The organism is Methylophilus sp. DW102 (genome assembly GCF_037076555.1).
Classification (GTDB): domain Bacteria; phylum Pseudomonadota; class Gammaproteobacteria; order Burkholderiales; family Methylophilaceae; genus Methylophilus; species Methylophilus glucosoxydans.
Map to the genome: position 1 here is coordinate 2,216,551 of NZ_AP029023.1, position 16,919 is coordinate 2,233,469.

A 16,919-nucleotide genomic window follows, 5' to 3' on the forward strand; every position below is an offset into this window, starting at 1 on the left:
GCAAGCGCGCAAAAGAATAAGATTTTTTCATATCTGACTTTATGAATGATGAATAGATTGTTTTTAGCTTGATGTGTATCGCCATGCATGTGACCGACACAGCGCGGACTAAGTTCGGAGGCCTGGCGACTCAAGTGCTCAGCTTGACGTGGCGGGAAACGTCGATTCGGCTTAAAATAGTCATATTACAGAGTTTTAGATTGCCATGTTTAATCCTTTCGCCAAAAAATCCGAACCAGCGACGCCTGCCCAACCTGAACCGACCAGCCTCAGCTGGGCGCAGCGTCTCAAAAACGGGCTGGCCAAAACCCGTCAGCAGCTGGGCGGGCAGTTAAGCGCCTTGTTTGGCGGTGGCAAGATTGATGAAGACATTTACGAAGAACTCGAAACCATCCTGCTAACTTCGGATGTCGGCGTCAGTGCCACCCAGCACCTGCTCGAACAACTGCGCAGCCGTGTCAAAAAGCATGATCTGCAAGACACCATTGCACTGAAACAGGCGTTGAAAGACACGCTGCTTGACCTGCTGACGCCCTTGCAAGTGCCGCTGGAGGTCAAGGATCACCAGCCATTTGTGATGATGATGGTCGGCGTGAATGGCGCTGGCAAAACCACCACTATTGGCAAACTGGCCAAGTATTTGCAGGCCCAGGGCAAAAGCGTGCTGATTGCCGCAGGGGATACGTTTAGGGCCGCTGCCCGTGAGCAGTTGCAGGTGTGGGGCGAGCGCAACGATGTGCACGTCATTGCCTCAGAGAGTGGCGACCCGGCGGCAGTGATTTACGATGCGGTGAACTCGGCCATGGCCAGAAAAATCGACGTGGTCATCGCCGATACCGCGGGCCGCTTGCCCACGCAATTGCACCTGATGGATGAGATTAAAAAAGTGCAGCGTGTCATCGACAAAGCCTTGCCCGGTGCGCCACACGAAATTTTGCTGGTGCTGGATGCCAACACCGGCCAAAACGCGGTCAACCAGTTAAAAGCCTTTAACGAGGCGCTCGGTGTCACCGGACTGGCCTTAACCAAGCTGGATGGCACCGCCAAAGGCGGCGTCATTGCCGCGATTGCGCACCTGAGCCAGCAATCGGCAAGCAAGATTCCGGTGCGTTTTATTGGCGTGGGGGAAAGTATTGATGACCTACGCCCGTTTGACGCCCATGACTTTATCGACGCCTTGATTGATGACTAGCCATGATTGTGTTTAAAAACGTCAGCATGCGCTACCCCAATAGCGCACACCTGTTCCGCCAGGTCAGCTTCAATATAGACAAAGGCGATTTCGTGCTCGTCACCGGCCACTCTGGCGCAGGCAAAAGCACCCTGCTTAAATTGATGGCGGGCATTGAAGCGCCTTCCAGCGGCCAAATTCTGATTAATCAGCAGGATATCGGCAAACTGCATCCCAATGCCGTGCCCTATTTGCGTCGCCGCTTTGGCCTGGTGTTTCAGGACCACAAACTGCTCTACGACCGCAACAGCTTTGACAACGTGGCCTTGCCGCTAAGCATTCAGGGCATCACCGGCGAAGAGGCTGGCCGTCGCGTGCGGGCAGCGCTGGATAAAGTCGGCCTGCTCAATAAAGAAAAAGCCATGCCGATCACCCTGTCCGGCGGCGAGCAACAACGGCTCGCGATTGCGCGCGCTGTGGTCAGCCGCCCCTCCATTGTGATTGCCGATGAACCGACCGGCGGCCTTGATCAGACGGCCTCGCTTGAAATCATGCAGTTACTCAAAGCCTTTAATGAAGTGGGCGTGACCGTGGTGATTGCCATGCACGATGTCGCCCAAGTCAGCAGCATCGCTTACCGTACACTGCATATTGACCACCAAACCATTAGCACCCTGCCTGCACAGACGGCCATGTTATGAGAACAAGTGCATGAAAAACTGGCTTAACCAACACACGCTGGCCTTAGACCTGGTTTTGCAGCGTTTAAAAAATCACTGGCTCAATACCCTGATTATCTGCATGGTGATTGGCATTACCGTCACCCTGCCCGGCCTGCTATTTGTCGCGCTGGATAACTTGCAGGACATGTCTGGCGCCATCAAGCAGGATGCGCAAATCAGCGTCTTTTTCAAACCGGCGACCTCCAGCAACCTGATTCAACGCCTGATCAACGATACACAAGGCCTGCCACAGGTCAAAGAGGTGCGTTATGTCTCCAAAGAAGATGCTATCGAGCAACTGTCCCAGCAGTTTTCGCAAAAAAACTTGCTAGTCGATTTGCCGCAAAACCCGCTGCCCGATGCCGTGTTCATTACCTTGACGGATACACAGCCTGCCACCGTCAAACCGGTACAAACCCTGCTGCAAACCCGGCCAGAAGTCGATGAAATCGTCATTGATAGCGTGTGGATAGAACGCCTGCACTCCATGCTGCTACTGGGCAAACGCATTGCCATTATTTTTGCCAGTCTGCTCGGCATTGCCATGATTACCGTCATCAGCAACACCGTGCGCATGCAGGTTCTCACGCATGAAGCCGAGATTGAAGTCAGCCGCCTGATCGGCGCCACGCATAGCTTTATCCGGCGCCCGTTTTTGTATATGGGTGGCGCCTATGGCCTGGGCGGCGGCCTGATTGCCGTCGCACTCTTATTTGCCATTGTCTGGAACCTGCGGCAGCCGGTGCAATTGCTGGCTAATAACTATCAAAGCCATTTTCAGTTGGCTTTTCATCTGGTTCATGTGGGTGGGCTGATCTTGCTGTGTACTACTGCAATTGGGTGGATTGCCGCATTTATTGCGCTGACGCAGAAGAAATAGCAATATCACTCACTCGGTTAATAGCTCCAGAGCCTGACACAGCCCTTCCGTGAATAATTAAATTTTTTCTTGGGCTAAGTTGCGTTTGGTTAGTTACGATTTAGTGTCGCTCTTGAGTACAGCCAAGATAGATGTTTCATTCATTTCGCCTCTCGGCGAGTTACTTTTCTTTGCTTGCACAAAGATAAAGTAACCAAAAGAAAGTGCACCCCAGCTTCCGCTTTTTTCCTGTGTTGCTCGTCAAAATAAGCGCTCGCGAAACTCATCCTAGCGGCCTGCACACACCGCAGGCCACCGCGGGATTCGGACAGCCGCTCGCTTCATCTTATTTTGCCTGCGCTACTCGGCGCGGCAGATGGGGACCCCGAAAACCATGCGAGTACCAGCATCATTGGATTTAACAAAAGAATGATTTTTTTGAACGGTTCAAACTTTACCAGTGTGAGTTAGATGAGATGAGCCCCATCCCATCACTCTGAGGAGCACAGACGAAGTGGGGGATGTCGGCCATCGGCTGTTCGAGTTCCGCAACAAGCCACGAAGTGTGTGGCTTGTCAGGGCGAGTTTCGATGGCCGCCCACTTTGTCGAGCAACGCAAGGGAGCCGTAAGGCCGTGATGGCTGGGTGCCCTCTTCTTTGGCTACGGCCGCCACTTTGTAGCTTAACCTAAAGGTTAGCCTAAGCCGCAACACTCCGTTAGTTGTGGTTACTTTCTGTGGGGCAAGCAACAGAAAGTAACTCGCCTACAGGCGAAAAGAAACGTTACTAGATGAGTTACCTACCCTACCCGCCCCCACCACACTTCATCTCGTATAAGCCATCCAAGGATCCATTCAGGTAAGGTAGCTTCGCCAATTACTGCGAAACATAATTCGGCCCACTGCCCCCTTCCGGCGGTACCCAATTAATATTCTGCGTTGGGTCTTTAATGTCACAGGTTTTGCAATGGATGCAATTCTGCGCGTTGATCTGCAAGGCCTTTTCTCCGGCCTGCTCCACAAACTCATACACACCTGCCGGGCAATAGCGCTGTTCTGGGCCGGCATACTTCGGCAGATTCACGCGCACGGCCCTATCCGCAACGCCCAGTTTCAAATGGCACGGTTGCTGGTGATCGTGCGAAATATTGCATAAGCTGACCGAGCTCAGTTTATCAAAGGTCAACACGCCATCCGGTTTGGCATACACAGGCGGACGGCTATTGGCAGCCTCGGCCAAAGTCGCATGGTCTGCGCTGTCATGCTTGAGCGTCCACGGCAAGGTCACGCCCCAACTGGACAGCCACATTTCGGCGCCACCCAATACGGTGCCGCCCCAGGTGCCAAAGCGGGACAAATAAGGCTTGACGTTACGCACCGCAGACAATTCTTGCCAGACCCAGGAGGCGCGCAGTTTTTGCGGATAAGCACTCAACACTTCCGGGCTGCCTTGTGCGATGGCATCAAACACGGCTTCCGCCGCCAGCATGCCGGACTTCATGGCGTAATGCGTGCCCTTGATTTTGGGCACATTGACCAGCCCTGCACTGCAGCCGAGCAAGGCCCCGCCGGGGAAAGCCATTTCCGGCAAGGACTGTATCCCGCCCTCTGAAATGGCACGCGCCCCATAGCTCAAGCGTTTACCGTCTTGCAGCAAGGCCTTGAGCTTGGGATGGGTTTTATAGGTCTGAAACACGTCAAAGGGGGACAAATACGGATTACGGTAATCCAGATGCACCACATAGCCCACGGACACCAGGTTTTCGCCATGGTGATAAATAAAGCCACCGCCACCGGTGCTGGCATCCAGTGGCCACCCCAAGGTATGCTCGATCAGGCCTTTATGATGCAACTCGGGTTTGACACGCCAAACCTCTTTAAAGCCGATGCCGTATTTGGCCGGGCTGGACGTTGCCCGCAAGCCATAACGGGCTTCAAGCTGCTTGGTCAGTGAGCCACGTGTCCCCTCGGCCACCAGCGTGTGTTTGGCGCGGATTTCGATGCCTGGGGTGTAGTTGGCGGTCGGGTTGCCTTGCTTGTCCAGACCCATATCGCCGGTAATCACGCCATTCATGCGGCCTTGATCGTCATAACTGGGCGCTTGTGCAGAGAACCCGGTATAGATTTCTACGCCCAGTGCTTCTGCCTGCGTCGCCAGCCAGCGGCAGACTTCGCCCAGACTGATGATGTAATTGCCATGGTTGCGCATCAAGGGCGGCAGTGACCACTCCGGCATGGCCCAGGCATTTTCTTCACCCAGCACCACAAAGGTATCTTTATCGACGGCGGTATTGAGCGGCGCGCCCAAGGCCTGCCAGTCAGGGAACAACTCCTGCAGGGCTTTCGGGTCCAGCACGGCACCAGAGAAAATATGGCTACCGACTTCGGCGCCTTTTTCCAGGACACACACGCCCAGCTCCTGGCCTTGCGCCTGCGCCAGTTGTTTGAGACGGATGGCTGCGGACAAGCCCGCCGGGCCTGCCCCCACAATCAGCACATCGTACTCCATGACATCTCTTTCCATCTTTGCTCCTTCGTCAGGCAATGGCCGGGATATCGATCAGGTCGCTACGCGTCGCCCCTTGGGTAAACGCCTGGCAGAACGCCAGAAACTGTCGAATGCCACCGGTCTGGTATTTTTGCCTGTGCCATAAAAAATAAAAATTGCGGTGAAATTGCAAGCCGTGGTTCTCAATCGGCACCAGGCTGCCGCGCCTGAATGCATCCTTGAGGGCCAGCCGCGAAATACAGCCAATGCCAAGGCCCGATTCTACCGCGCGCTTGATCGCCTCGGTATGTTCCAGCTCCAGCGTAATATTGAGTTTTGAATAATCCTGTTTAAAGGCGCGGTCAAAGGTCTCGCGCGTGCCTGAGCCCTTCTCGCGCACGATCCAGGGCTGTAGCAGTAAATCCGCTTTGTGGATGGGTTTGCCGCTTTGCGCCCACAGTGCCAACGGATGCGTGGGCGCAGCAAAAATGACCAGCTCATCGGCAATCCAGGGCGCCACCGCAATATCGGGATGATTGCACTCGCCTTCTATCATACCCAAATCCAGGGTGTGGTTGGCAATCTGCTCGACGATGGTACGTGTGTTCTGCACCTGCAACTGGATGTGGCTTTGCGGATACTGCTGCAAGAACTTGGCCACCAGCAAGGTGACCAGATAATTGCCCACGGTCAGCGTCGCGCCAATCTTGAGATGGCCGTAGCCCTGCTGCCCCTGCAGCATGCGCTCGATTTCACGCGCGCGGTCCAGCAATTCGACCGCCTTGGGTAACAGCTGCTGCCCGGCTTCATTGATGCGCAAAGACTTGCCGACCCGGTCAAACAACTGGATATCAAACTGTTTTTCCAGCTCGATCAGGGCGGTGCTGGCGGCTGATTGCGACAAGGCCAACTGGTCGCAGGCACGGGAGACACTGCCAGTGCGGCTAATCGCGACAAAGATTTCCAGTTGCCTGAGGGTGTATTTCATGGAGGGGGCTGCGTGGCCGAGAGTTGCGCCGCGTCAAAATCAATCTACAGAATAGATATATAATATTATAATAATCAATTTAATAAATATTACAAGCTGGCTTAAAATGCCCGGTTACGAGTAAATACCCCCAACAAAGGCAAACGTTTTATGAAAGCATTGGTAGCGATCAAACGGGTCGTTGATTATAACATTCAAGTCCGCGTCAAAGCGGACGGTTCGGATGTGGATATCGAGGGCGTCAAAATGGGAGTCAATCCCTTTGATGAAAACGCCATCGAAGAAGCCATCCGCCTCAAAGAAAAAGGCATTGTCACAGAAATCGTCGCCGTCACCATTGGTGCCGCGACGCATCAGGATATCTTGCGCCATGCCCTGGCCATGGGCGTGGACCGTGTGACGCTGGTTGAAACAGCAAACAGCCTGGCCCCGCTGGCCGTCGCCAAGGTGCTCAAAGCCGTGGTCGAGCGTGAACAGCCTGCCTTGATCCTGCTGGGCAAGCAAGCCATTGATGATGATGCCGGCCAGACCGGCCAAATGCTGGCGGCCCTGCTCAACCTGCCACAAGCTACGTATGCCTCGCAGATCACCATTGCCGATCATCAGGCGACCGTGGTGCGCGAGATTGATGGCGGCACGCAAACCTTGTCCGTGAGCCTGCCAGCTGTGATTACTGCTGACCTGCGCCTGAACGAGCCACGCTACGTCAAACTGCCCAACCTCATGATGGCCAGAAAAAAACCCATTGAGACCCTCCCGCTTGATTCGCTCAATCTGTCACTCACTCATAGTGTGCAACAACTGAAGGTTGCCGCCCCACCAGAGCGCCCAGCCGGCGTGATGGTGAAAGACGTGAATGAATTATTGAGCAAACTGCGTACGCACGAGGGACTGCTGCCATGAGAACATTGATTATTGCCGAACACGACGGCCAACATTTAAACGAACAAGTGGCACGCGCCGTGACTGCGGCCCAACACTGGCAGCAACCAGTGGATGTATTGATTGCTGCTGCACAAGCTGACGGCCTGGCCGCACAAGCCGCCGCTTTGCAAGGCGTCAGCACCGTGCTGGTTGCGGCCGATGCCGCCCTGGAACACCCAATCGCAGAACACCTGGCTGCGCTGGTTGTGCCGCTGGCGGCCAATTACAGCGTGGTGCTGGCTGCGCACAGCGCTTTCAGCAAGAACGTCATGCCACGTCTCGCCGCCCTGCTCGATGTCAACATGCTGTCTGACGTGCTTGAGATCGTGAATAGCAACACCTATGTGCGTGGCATTTACGCCGGTAACGTGCTGGCAACGGTACAAAGCAGTGATGCCAAACAAGTACTCACCGTGCGTGCCAGTAAGTTCTCTGCCGCTGCGACTGGCGCCAATGCTGCCATTCAATCGGTGACTGCGCCAGCTGCACCAGAAGGCAGCCGCTGGGTGGCAGAAGCCTTTAACAAATCCGAGCGCCCCCCATTGGCCGCCGCTAAAGTGGTGGTCTCTGGTGGCCGCGCGCTGGGCAGTGCGGATGCATTTAAAGACGTGCTGGCCCCGCTGGCAGACAAACTGCATGCCGCCATTGGCGCCAGCCGTGCGGCGGTCGATTCTGGCTATGCCCCCAACGACCTGCAAGTCGGCCAAACCGGTGTAGTGGTCGCCCCAGAGCTGTATATCGCCGTTGGCATTTCCGGCGCCATCCAGCATGCCTATGGTATGAAAGACAGTAAAGTGGTGGTCGCCATCAATCAGGATCCGGAAGCGCAAATCTTCAAGATTGCCGACTACGGCCTGGTGGCAGATTTGTTTGAAGCCGTGCCGCAATTGACGGCTGCGTTATAATTAAGCGTTTACCAATTAACCTTTTGAATTCAGAAACCTGTTCATCTCATGAGTAAAAAATATTCCACCGAAACGGTGTTGAGCGTGCATCACTGGAATGACACGCTGTTCAGTTTCAAAACCACCCGTGATCCTGGCCTGCGCTTTGAAAACGGCCAGTTTGTGATGATAGGCCTGGAAGTCGATGGCCTGCCATTGACCCGTGCCTACAGTATCGCCAGCCCCAACTACGAAGAGCATCTGGAGTTTTTCAGTATCAAGGTGCCCAATGGCCCGCTGACCTCACGCCTGCAACACCTGAAAGTGGGCGACCCGCTGCTGGTGAGCCGTAAGCCAACAGGTACGCTGATCACCTCAGACCTCAAGCCAGGCAAACACCTCTATTTCTTCTCGACCGGCACGGGCTTAGCGCCGTTTATGAGCCTGATTCAAGACATCGAAGTCTATGACCGCTTTGAAAAAGTCATCCTGATTCACGGTGTGCGTTACGTCAATGAACTGGCCTACGAAGACTTCATCACCAAAGAACTGCCGAATAACGAGTTTTTTGGCGAAGAAGTGCGCAATAAACTGATCTACTACCCCACCGTCACACGCGAGCCATTTAAAAACATGGGCCGCCTGACAGACCTGGTGGAAAATGGCAAACTGTTTACCGATATTGGCTTGCCGCCATTGAATCCGGAAACGGACCGCGCCATGATCTGCGGTAGCCCGGCCATGCTGGTCGACACGGCCGCCATGCTGGACAAGCGTGGTTTCAAAGTCTCGCCGCGCATCGGCGAACTGGGTGACTACGTGATTGAAAAAGCCTTTGTTGAAAAATAAGGGTTAAGACACATTGCATGTCCGGCTGTCATGAAAGTACACGCGCATGACAGCCCATGCCACTCTTCAGTTTGAACACGCCACTCTGGCTGACCTGCCTGCCTTATGCGCGCTGCTCGCGCAACTGTGTGCCCAGGAACACGAATTCTCCCCTGACCACGCGGCCCAGCAGCAAGGCTTGAGCCACATTCTGCAACACCCTGACATCGGCCATATTTTAGTAGCACGGCAACAAGGGCAAGTGATTGCGATGGTAAGCCTGCTGTTTACGATTTCGACCGCATTAGGCGGCCGCGTGGCATTGCTCGAAGATATGGTGGTCGATCAGACCTGTCGCGGCTTAGGCATTGGCTTGCAATTGCTGACTTTTGCGATTGCGCACGCGCGCCAGCAGGCGATCCAGCGCTTGACCCTGCTCACCGACCAGGATAATCAGGCTGGCCAGCACTTTTACAGAAAACATGGTTTTCAACCGTCAGGCATGCAAGTCTGGCGCCTGATCCTGTAAAGGTTTATGTCGTTAGAGCTTGCGGTCCTGCATGCCCAGCGCCACCATGATCGCCAACACAATCACGGCAGATAGCAGCAGAAAGCCCTGTGCATAGGCCTCGAAAATACCCGGCGGCAGCTGTCCATAAATACGCTCGCGCCACTCCATAAATACCGCCATCATGGCCACCCCCACCACGCCGCCTAACTGGCGGGCATAACTGACCACCACCGAAGACTGGCCCAAATGCTGCGGCTCCATTTCATGCAAGGTGGCCAGATTTAATGCCGGCAAAATCAGGCCAAGACCGATGCGGCCCACAATGGTCGCCGCAACAATTTCCCAGTAGCGCACCTGATCGGCGGCCACGGCAAATACGATAAAAGATGCGCCGAAAATGACCAGGCCAGCCAGCGTAATCCGCCGTGGAGACAGTTGATCAGCCATCCGGCCAGCGATCGGGATGGTCAACACCAGGGCCATGCCTGAAGGCAACAGCAACACCCCAGCCTCTGTGGCCGAAAAGGCCATGGCATTTTGTAAAAATACCGGGATCAGATAAGTGGAGGCATACAGGCCAAAGCCATAGGCAAAGGCCACCAAGGTGCCGCGGCTAAAGGTGGGCCGCTGGAACAGATGCAATTGTATGATGGCATGCGGTAGTTGCCGGGCATGACGCATATAACAAAGCAGCGACCCTACCGTGAGCAAGGCCTGCCCCCAGGTCCACGGCGCAAACAGCCCACTGTGATGCAAGCTGGAGACAAACTCAATCAAGCCGATGGTCGCCGCCGACAACCAGCCCAGGCCCGCCCAGTCAAACGCATTGACCGGCTGCTGCCTGGGCGCAGGCAACCACCGCCAGGCACATAGCAGGGCGATCAGCGCAAACGGCACGCCAAGCAGAAAAATCGCCTGCCAGCCAAACTGATCCAGCAACCAGCCACTGATGGAGGGCGCGATGGCAGGCGTAAACGCAATGCCGACAATCAGGATCCCCGACGCGCGTCCCTGAATGTCTGGTGGAAACAGACGCATGAGCGCCATCACCCCCAGCGGTTGCAGCACGCCTGCAGCCAGGCCTTGCAGCAGCCTTGCAATCACTACCTGCACAAAGCTGTGCGCATAAAAGCCCGCCACGCTGGCCGCCACCAACAGCCACAGCGTCCACATAAACACGCGCCGCAAGCCAAAGCGCTGCAACCACCAGGCGGCAGGCAACATGCCTATGGTCATCGCCGCCAAAAATGCCGTCATGGCCCACTGCACATGATCCTGCCCCAAATGAAACGTGCGCGTCAACGCTGGCACCGCCACGTTAAAGCTGGACGTACATAACACCCCCGCCATCGTGCCGACGCCAATGATCAATAACACCATCCATTTGTAGCGCTCCCCATACCGCTGGGACAAGGCTTTAAAAGAATGTGGCAACAGGCGCAGGGACATGAGGTGGATGGCTTGAGTGGGCTAACAAGAAAGAGGACCTTAGCATGCATTTTTTGCAGTGTCACGCTGTCCGACCCTGCAAAAAAAGCAGAGTTCGCGCACCCTAGCTTACAGCCAGCTTTCAAGCGCGCGAGGACAAAACAGCAACTGTTTGATTTTTATACCTAATTCAATCAGCGGCGCAGACTGGCATCGTTTTTGCAAAAATGGGATGACTCAACTGCATTTAATTCAATAATTTACGAGGAGTGATTGTGAAACGCTGGATGATCTATACCTGCCTGGCATTGCTGACCAGTGCTGCTTTTGCCGATGAAATGTTAGACAACGAACTGGCCACGCTGCAGCATGCCTGGGCCAAAGCGACCTATCAAACAAGCAAAGACCAGCAAGAACCCGCCTTCAAAGCCCTGACCGAGCAAGCCCATCAACTCACGACCCAGCATCCTGACGCCAATGAAGCCATGATCTGGGAGGCGATCGTGTTAAGCGGTTACGCGAAAAGCATGGGGCCACTGCATCCGGTGAATGCCTTGAAAGCAGCTGAACAAGCCCGCGACCTGTTGCTGGCCAGCATCAAAACCAACCCGCAAGCGCTGCATGGTTCCGCATATACCACACTGGGCTCGCTCTACTTCCGCGTTCCTGGCTGGCCGATTGGCTTTGGTGACAAGAAAAAAGGCCGCGAGTATCTGGAGAAAGCCCTACAACTGAACCCGACCGGCATAGACAGCAACTATTTCTATGCAGACTTTTTACGTGCCCAGGGCGACTACAGCCAGGCCGTGACCTACTACCAGAAAGCCCTGCAAGCCCCTGCCCGCCCCGGCCGTGAAGATGCCGACGCTGGCCGCAAGCAGGAGATTGAAGAAGGCCTGCGCCTGGCACAAAGCAAACTGAAATAACCGAATTTGAAATAACGTCACTTGGAGAAGCACTGATGCGTCAATCTGTTTTCAATCTGTTGGTCAGCAGCCTATTGCTGACAGCCCCTCTGCTTGGGCATGCCGAGGGCTTTTATGGCGGCTTTAATGTCGGTGTAGCCAACAACAACCTCAGCACGCCAAATGGCGTGGACAAGGAGAACCAGGCGATCGCTGGTGTCGTCGGCGGCTATCGATTCAATCAATATATTGCTGTCGAAGGCCAATATACCGGGATAGGTAAGGTGACGGATAACCTCAGCGGCAGCGCCAAGGCCGATGCACTCAGCTTGACGGCTGTGGGCAGCATACCCCTCAATGAATCCTTTGATTTTTACGGCAAACTCGGTGTCGCCGCCACCAAAAGCAAAGTCTCTTCTGGCTTGAGCGCCTATAACGATGCCACACACACCGGGGCCACCTATGGCCTGGGTGCGGAATATCACTACGATAAAACCTTGTCCATGCGCGTAGGCTGGGATCACTACCGAGCAGAAGTGGATGTGACTGGTGGGGGCAGTAAAGGCTTTGATACCAACGTCGGTACGGTGGGTCTTATCTACAACTTCTGATATTGAGCTGGCATGCGGCTGGCAACGATGACTCGCCTGCCAGCCCGCTAAAACTTGATTTTTGAGGCGACCAGCGAAGCAGCTGCAGTTCTGGTTTCAACCCCCAGCTTCTGAAACACATGCTCCAGATGTTTGTTGATCGTGCGCGGGCTGGTGCCCAAAATTTCGCCCACATCCTTGTTGGTTTTGCCTTTTACCGTCCAGTACAACACCTCGGATTCCCGTTTGGTGAGCTGGAACAACTTGCCCAAGGACTCGATCTGCGCATCGTCAGAATACTCGCGCAACACTACCACCCATTGCTCTTCGCTGGTATTGGCCACAGTCAGACTCAGGCGGGCGTTGCCCTGATTCACATTCAGCGTCTGCATGGACTGGCCTTCGGATAACTGTTGCACACAGTTTTCCAGCCATTGGTAAATCATGGGCGGCAAGGTTTGCACGGCATGATAAGCTTCTTTGGCGGCCCATTCTGCAAAGTATTGCTCCAGGTATTGCTTGGCCAGCGGGGTTTGCCATATCAGGCGCTTGTCGCCGGGCAAGATGGCAATGGTCGCCTGACCAAAGGCATCCAGCGCCGAGGTGGCCTGATGCATTCTGGTGGCATTTTGCACATGCGCCTTGAGGCGGGCCAACACTTCTGCCGGCCTGACCGGCTTGGTGACATAATCCACGCCACCGGCATCAAACGCCATGGTCACGTGTTCCACTTCGGTCAAGCCGGTCATAAAGATGACCGGGATATGCTGGGTTTCTGCCGCAGCTTTAATCCGCCGGCAGGTGGCAAAGCCGTCCATCCCGGGCATCATCGCATCCATGAAAATCACTTGCGGCTGCATCAGGTGCGCGATTTGCAAGGCCATCTCGCCAGAGTTGGCCACCAGCACCTGATAACCGGACTCATCCAGCGCGTCGTGCAGATAGGCCAGGTTTTCTGGCACATCATCCACAATTAACACGGTATGGCTGGGACTGGTCATTTGGCATACTCCTCAATCAAGCGCAGCAGTTTAGCAAAATCAAAGCGTTCCATGGCCTGTTGCAGTGCGTAAATAAATGTTTGATGTTGCGGATGCTCGCGGCTCAGTGTGGCCAGCACCTCGCGCACGCCTTTGACATAGCCCATGCGGGCAAACTGCACCAGGTTATCCAGTAATACCTGCGGAATCGCTTCCGCAAGCGTGGCCGCAGCCTCAGCACTCGCTTGCGGCGCCAGCACAGGGGCGGCTAACGCCGGTGCCGGGCCCTGGCTAGCTTCATAGCGCCAGGTCAGGTTTAACTGATGGCCTATCCAGTCCAGCACCTCTTCGAGGTTCACCGGCTTCACAAAAAAGTCGCGCGCCGGAATCTTGGCCTGATTATCCAGGTTACGGTCATAGGCATTGGCAGACACAATCGCAATCGGCAGCTGTGCGTGATGCACCTGGCGGATGATGTAGGCAGCCTCCCAACCATCCATCACCGGCATCGCCAAGTCCATTAAGATGGCATCCGCCTTAAGCATCTGGTATTGATTGACGCAGGCCTGGCCATTGGCAGCTTCATGCACAATAAAGCCCAGCGGCTGCAAGGTGTTGCGCAACAACTCGCGGTCCACCTCTTCGTTATCCACCACCAGGATGGTTTTCACCGGCCCTTCATAACCCAGGCGCTGGCGTACCGTTTTCTTGGGGAGATGCGCAGTTTCACGAATCTGCGGCAAGAACAACCGAATTTCAAAGCGCGTGCCGTGGCCAAGCACGCTCTCAAACTGCATTTCGCCGCCCATCAACTGCGTCAACAACTTGCTAATGGTCAGGCCCAGGCCGGTGCCGCCAATGCCAACCACATCGGCCGCGCTACCGCGCTCAAACGGCTCAAAGATTTTTTCCACCTCATTGGGGGCGATACCCGGCCCGGTGTCGGCAATATCAATTTGCGCAATCTCACGCGCATAACTCACCTTGAATGTCACACTGCCCTTGCTGGTAAACTTAACCGCGTTACCGACAATATTGACCAGAATCTGCATCAGGCGCTTATGGTCTGCCCGCACGTACTCGGGCAGGTTGCCTTGCTTTTCAAAAATAAATGCCAGGCCTTTGTTTTGCGCCTGAATCTCAAACATGCTGACAATCTGGTCGATAAACTCGGGGAAATGCAGCGGTTTGACATCAAAGGTCATTTTGCCGCTTTCAATGCGCGCAATGTCCAGCGTACTTTCGATCAATGACAGCAAATGCTCGCCGCCGCGGCTGATGGTTTTAATCGCCTGCTTGCGGTGCTCGGGGATGCTGGCATCGTTAGTGAGCAACTGTGCATAGCCCAGAATACTGTTGAGCGGTGTGCGCAACTCATGGCTAATACCGGTAATGTAGCGGCTCTTGGCCTGGTTGGCCTCTTCCGCCAGTCGGCGCGCCTTTTGTAACTGGGCATCGGTTTTTTTGTGCGACTCGATCTCTTCAAGCAACAAACCGGTTTGCCGGTTGGATTCTTCCTGTGCCACCCGGCGGCTAGCCGAGGTCAGCACCAGCCACCAGGCGACAATGCCGCCCAAAAACAGCAAGGCGACAAAAATCTTCAAATAGCCCAACCTGAAGTGACGCATCAACTCGGGATATTCGCGGCCAATGGTCAAGGCATCATGCAGGTAAATCAGGCCTATGGTGGCACCAAACAGCACCACGGCAATCACCATCAACAACAGAAAATGCGCCACGCCGCCATTCAGGTGTGGCCACAAGCGCTGCGGCAAAAAGCGTTTGTTTAACGCCTCCCACTGCGCACTGAGCCGCGCTTGCGGCTTGCAGGCGTCATGGCAGCGCGCATCGAGGCAGCAGCATAACGAGCAGATGGCCCCGCCATACGCCGGACAATGCGCCATGTCATTCATTTCATATTCACGCTCGCAAATCACGCAGCGCTGGGTCTTGGTTGGCTGCAAATACTTGGGCCGTGGTCTGGCCAGGTAATACTTGCCCTGGGTCCACCAGGCAATCAGCGGTGACATCACCAGCGCAGTGATCAACGAAATAAACGTAGAGAATGACTGCGCCACCACGCCCATCGCCCCAGTGTACGCCGCAATCGACACCGCCGAGGCAATAAACATGGCGCCCACACCCACCGGGTTAATGTCATACAAATAAGCGCGTCTGAACTCAATGCCCTTAGGACTCAACCCCAGCGGTTTATTGATCACCAGATCCGCCACCACCGCCGCAATCCAGGCAATCGCCACATTGGCATACAGGCCCAAAATCTCTTCCAGCGCCTGAAACACATTGAGCTCCATCAGCACGATGGCAATCATCACGTTAAACGCCACCCACACAATACGGCCAGGGTGGCTATGCGTCAGCCGGGCAAAAAAGTTAGACCACGCCAGCGAGCCGGCATAGGCATTGGTCATATTCACCTTAAGCTGCGACACACAGACAAACAGCGCCGTCACCGCCAGCGCCACATGGTGGTTGCTAAACACATGCTCAAAGCCAATCCAGTACATATGCGTTGGATTCACCGCCGAACTTAAAGGCATATCGCGGTTAAACACCAGGTAAGCCAGCAAGGCCCCCGCCAGCATTTTGAGCATGCCCAGCACCACCCAGCCCGGCCCCGCCATCAGCACGCCCAGATTCCAGCGCCAGTAGTTTTCTTTATTGCGCATCGGCATAAAGCGCAAAAAGTCCACCTGCTCGCCAATCTGCGGGATCAACGCCACCCCCACCGCCGTCGCCGCACCAAACATCACCCAGTTAAAATGCCCGCCCTCAGGCGATATCCCGGCAAAATGACTCAACCGGTCAATCACACCCGGATCCATCTTGAAAATCGCAAAAAATGGCAGCAGCATCAGCGCAATCCACAGCGGCTGCGTGATCATCTGAATGCGGCTGATCAGCGTCACCCCATGCGTCACCAACGGAATCACAATCAACGCACTGACCAGATAGCCCAGATAAAGCGGCAAATGAAAATACAATTCGAGCGCATAGCCCATAATCGCCGCTTCCAGCGAAAACAGGATAAAGGTGAACGAGGCATAAATAAACGACGAGATCGTCGAGCCAATATAGCCAAAGCCCGCGCCGCGCGTCAGCAGGTCCATATCCAAACCATACTTGGCGGCGTAATAACTGATCGGCAACCCGGTTAAAAAGATAATCAGCCCCACCGCCATAATCGCCCACAAGGCGTTCTGAAAACCGTAGTTGATGGTAATGGTGCCGCCAATCGCCTCCAGCACCAAAAACGAAATCGCCCCCAGCGCCGTATTAGAGACACGCAGAATAGACCACTTACGAAACGCCCGCGGCGTATAGCGCAAGGCATAATCCTCAATGGTTTCATTCGCCACCCAACTGTTATAGTCGCGACGAATTTTCACGATCCGCTGAATCGGCTCAGCGCGTGTAGGGGTCTCTGGTTCGGTGGTAAATCCGGTTACGGACGGGTTAGACAATCAACAATCCTTAGTATCAATAGCCAAGCGGGGAACAAGGCCAGCTTTCCCCGAGCATATACTAGGAGAGTTCGCTCATGCAATCACTACGTTAATTGACGTAGAGCGCAGGCGGCAGCGATGACCTGACCGGTGAACTTACCATATCGCTGATGCA

Annotated in this window: 14 protein-coding genes; 9 read left to right on the top strand and 5 right to left on the bottom strand. The window is 54.9% G+C overall.

Annotated elements, in window-relative coordinates; translation table 11 throughout:
* Window positions 1-205 precede the first annotated feature (205 nt).
* Genes ftsY through ftsX form a run of 3 tightly spaced genes read left to right on the top strand, consistent with a single transcriptional unit; the run spans window position 206 to window position 2,773 of the window.
* On the top strand, window positions 206-1,192 hold the full coding sequence (gene ftsY / locus AACH41_RS10420) for a signal recognition particle-docking protein FtsY (protein ID WP_194748341.1): 987 nt from the start codon (window positions 206-208) through the stop codon (window positions 1,190-1,192).
* 2 nt (window positions 1,193-1,194) lie between these two features.
* Window positions 1,195-1,872: a cell division ATP-binding protein FtsE gene (gene ftsE, locus AACH41_RS10425; RefSeq protein WP_338654943.1), complete on the top strand. Its 678-nt coding sequence runs from the start codon at window positions 1,195-1,197 to the stop codon at window positions 1,870-1,872.
* Between the two features lie 10 nt (window positions 1,873-1,882).
* A complete protein-coding gene (gene ftsX, locus AACH41_RS10430) occupies window positions 1,883-2,773 on the top strand; it encodes a permease-like cell division protein FtsX (protein ID WP_194748343.1) in 891 nt (296 codons plus the stop codon).
* Window positions 2,774-3,628: 855 nt separating this feature from the next.
* Here the strand turns inward: ftsX and AACH41_RS10435 are convergent.
* The gene (locus AACH41_RS10435) at window positions 3,629-5,275 is read right to left on the bottom strand and encodes an electron transfer flavoprotein-ubiquinone oxidoreductase (protein WP_338654944.1); all 1,647 of its coding nucleotides are present in this window, start codon (window positions 5,273-5,275) and stop codon (window positions 3,629-3,631) included.
* Window positions 5,276-5,288: 13 nt separating this feature from the next.
* Entirely contained in the window at window positions 5,289-6,227 is a 939-nt protein-coding gene (locus tag AACH41_RS10440; protein WP_194748345.1) for a LysR family transcriptional regulator, read from the bottom strand.
* Between the two features lie 150 nt (window positions 6,228-6,377).
* Between AACH41_RS10440 and AACH41_RS10445 the strand changes: the two genes are divergently transcribed.
* Genes AACH41_RS10445 through AACH41_RS10460 form a run of 4 tightly spaced genes read left to right on the top strand, consistent with a single transcriptional unit; the run spans window position 6,378 to window position 9,392 of the window.
* The gene (locus AACH41_RS10445; RefSeq protein ID WP_313986595.1) at window positions 6,378-7,130 is read left to right on the top strand and encodes an electron transfer flavoprotein subunit beta/FixA family protein; all 753 of its coding nucleotides are present in this window, start codon (window positions 6,378-6,380) and stop codon (window positions 7,128-7,130) included.
* A complete protein-coding gene (locus AACH41_RS10450; RefSeq protein ID WP_338654946.1) occupies window positions 7,127-8,056 on the top strand; it encodes an FAD-binding protein in 930 nt (309 codons plus the stop codon). Before AACH41_RS10445 ends, AACH41_RS10450 begins: the two co-directional genes overlap by 4 nt.
* A 48-nt stretch (window positions 8,057-8,104) precedes the next feature.
* Window positions 8,105-8,884: a ferredoxin--NADP reductase gene (locus tag AACH41_RS10455; protein WP_194748348.1), complete on the top strand. Its 780-nt coding sequence runs from the start codon at window positions 8,105-8,107 to the stop codon at window positions 8,882-8,884.
* A gap of 46 nt (window positions 8,885-8,930) precedes the next feature.
* Window positions 8,931-9,392: a GNAT family N-acetyltransferase gene (locus tag AACH41_RS10460; protein ID WP_338654947.1), complete on the top strand. Its 462-nt coding sequence runs from the start codon at window positions 8,931-8,933 to the stop codon at window positions 9,390-9,392.
* A 12-nt stretch (window positions 9,393-9,404) separates the two neighbouring features.
* Here the strand turns inward: AACH41_RS10460 and AACH41_RS10465 are convergent, their stop codons facing one another.
* Window positions 9,405-10,823 (bottom strand): DHA2 family efflux MFS transporter permease subunit, encoded by a 1,419-nt coding sequence (locus AACH41_RS10465; RefSeq protein WP_338654948.1) that lies wholly within the window; start codon window positions 10,821-10,823, stop codon window positions 9,405-9,407.
* A gap of 266 nt (window positions 10,824-11,089) precedes the next feature.
* On the opposite strand from AACH41_RS10465, the gene AACH41_RS10470 reads away from it, so the two are divergent.
* Window positions 11,090-11,728: a hypothetical protein gene (locus AACH41_RS10470; RefSeq protein ID WP_313986968.1), complete on the top strand. Its 639-nt coding sequence runs from the start codon at window positions 11,090-11,092 to the stop codon at window positions 11,726-11,728.
* A 35-nt stretch (window positions 11,729-11,763) separates the two neighbouring features.
* On the top strand, window positions 11,764-12,318 hold the full coding sequence (locus AACH41_RS10475) for an outer membrane beta-barrel protein (protein ID WP_194748351.1): 555 nt from the start codon (window positions 11,764-11,766) through the stop codon (window positions 12,316-12,318).
* A gap of 47 nt (window positions 12,319-12,365) precedes the next feature.
* Here the strand turns inward: AACH41_RS10475 and AACH41_RS10480 are convergent, their stop codons facing one another.
* Window positions 12,366-13,298, bottom strand: coding sequence for a response regulator transcription factor (locus AACH41_RS10480; RefSeq protein WP_194748352.1), 933 nt, complete (start codon window positions 13,296-13,298; stop codon window positions 12,366-12,368).
* A complete protein-coding gene (locus AACH41_RS10485; RefSeq protein ID WP_338654950.1) occupies window positions 13,295-16,762 on the bottom strand; it encodes an ATP-binding protein in 3,468 nt (1,155 codons plus the stop codon). Before AACH41_RS10485 ends, AACH41_RS10480 begins: the two co-directional genes overlap by 4 nt.
* Window positions 16,763-16,919 lie beyond the last annotated feature (157 nt).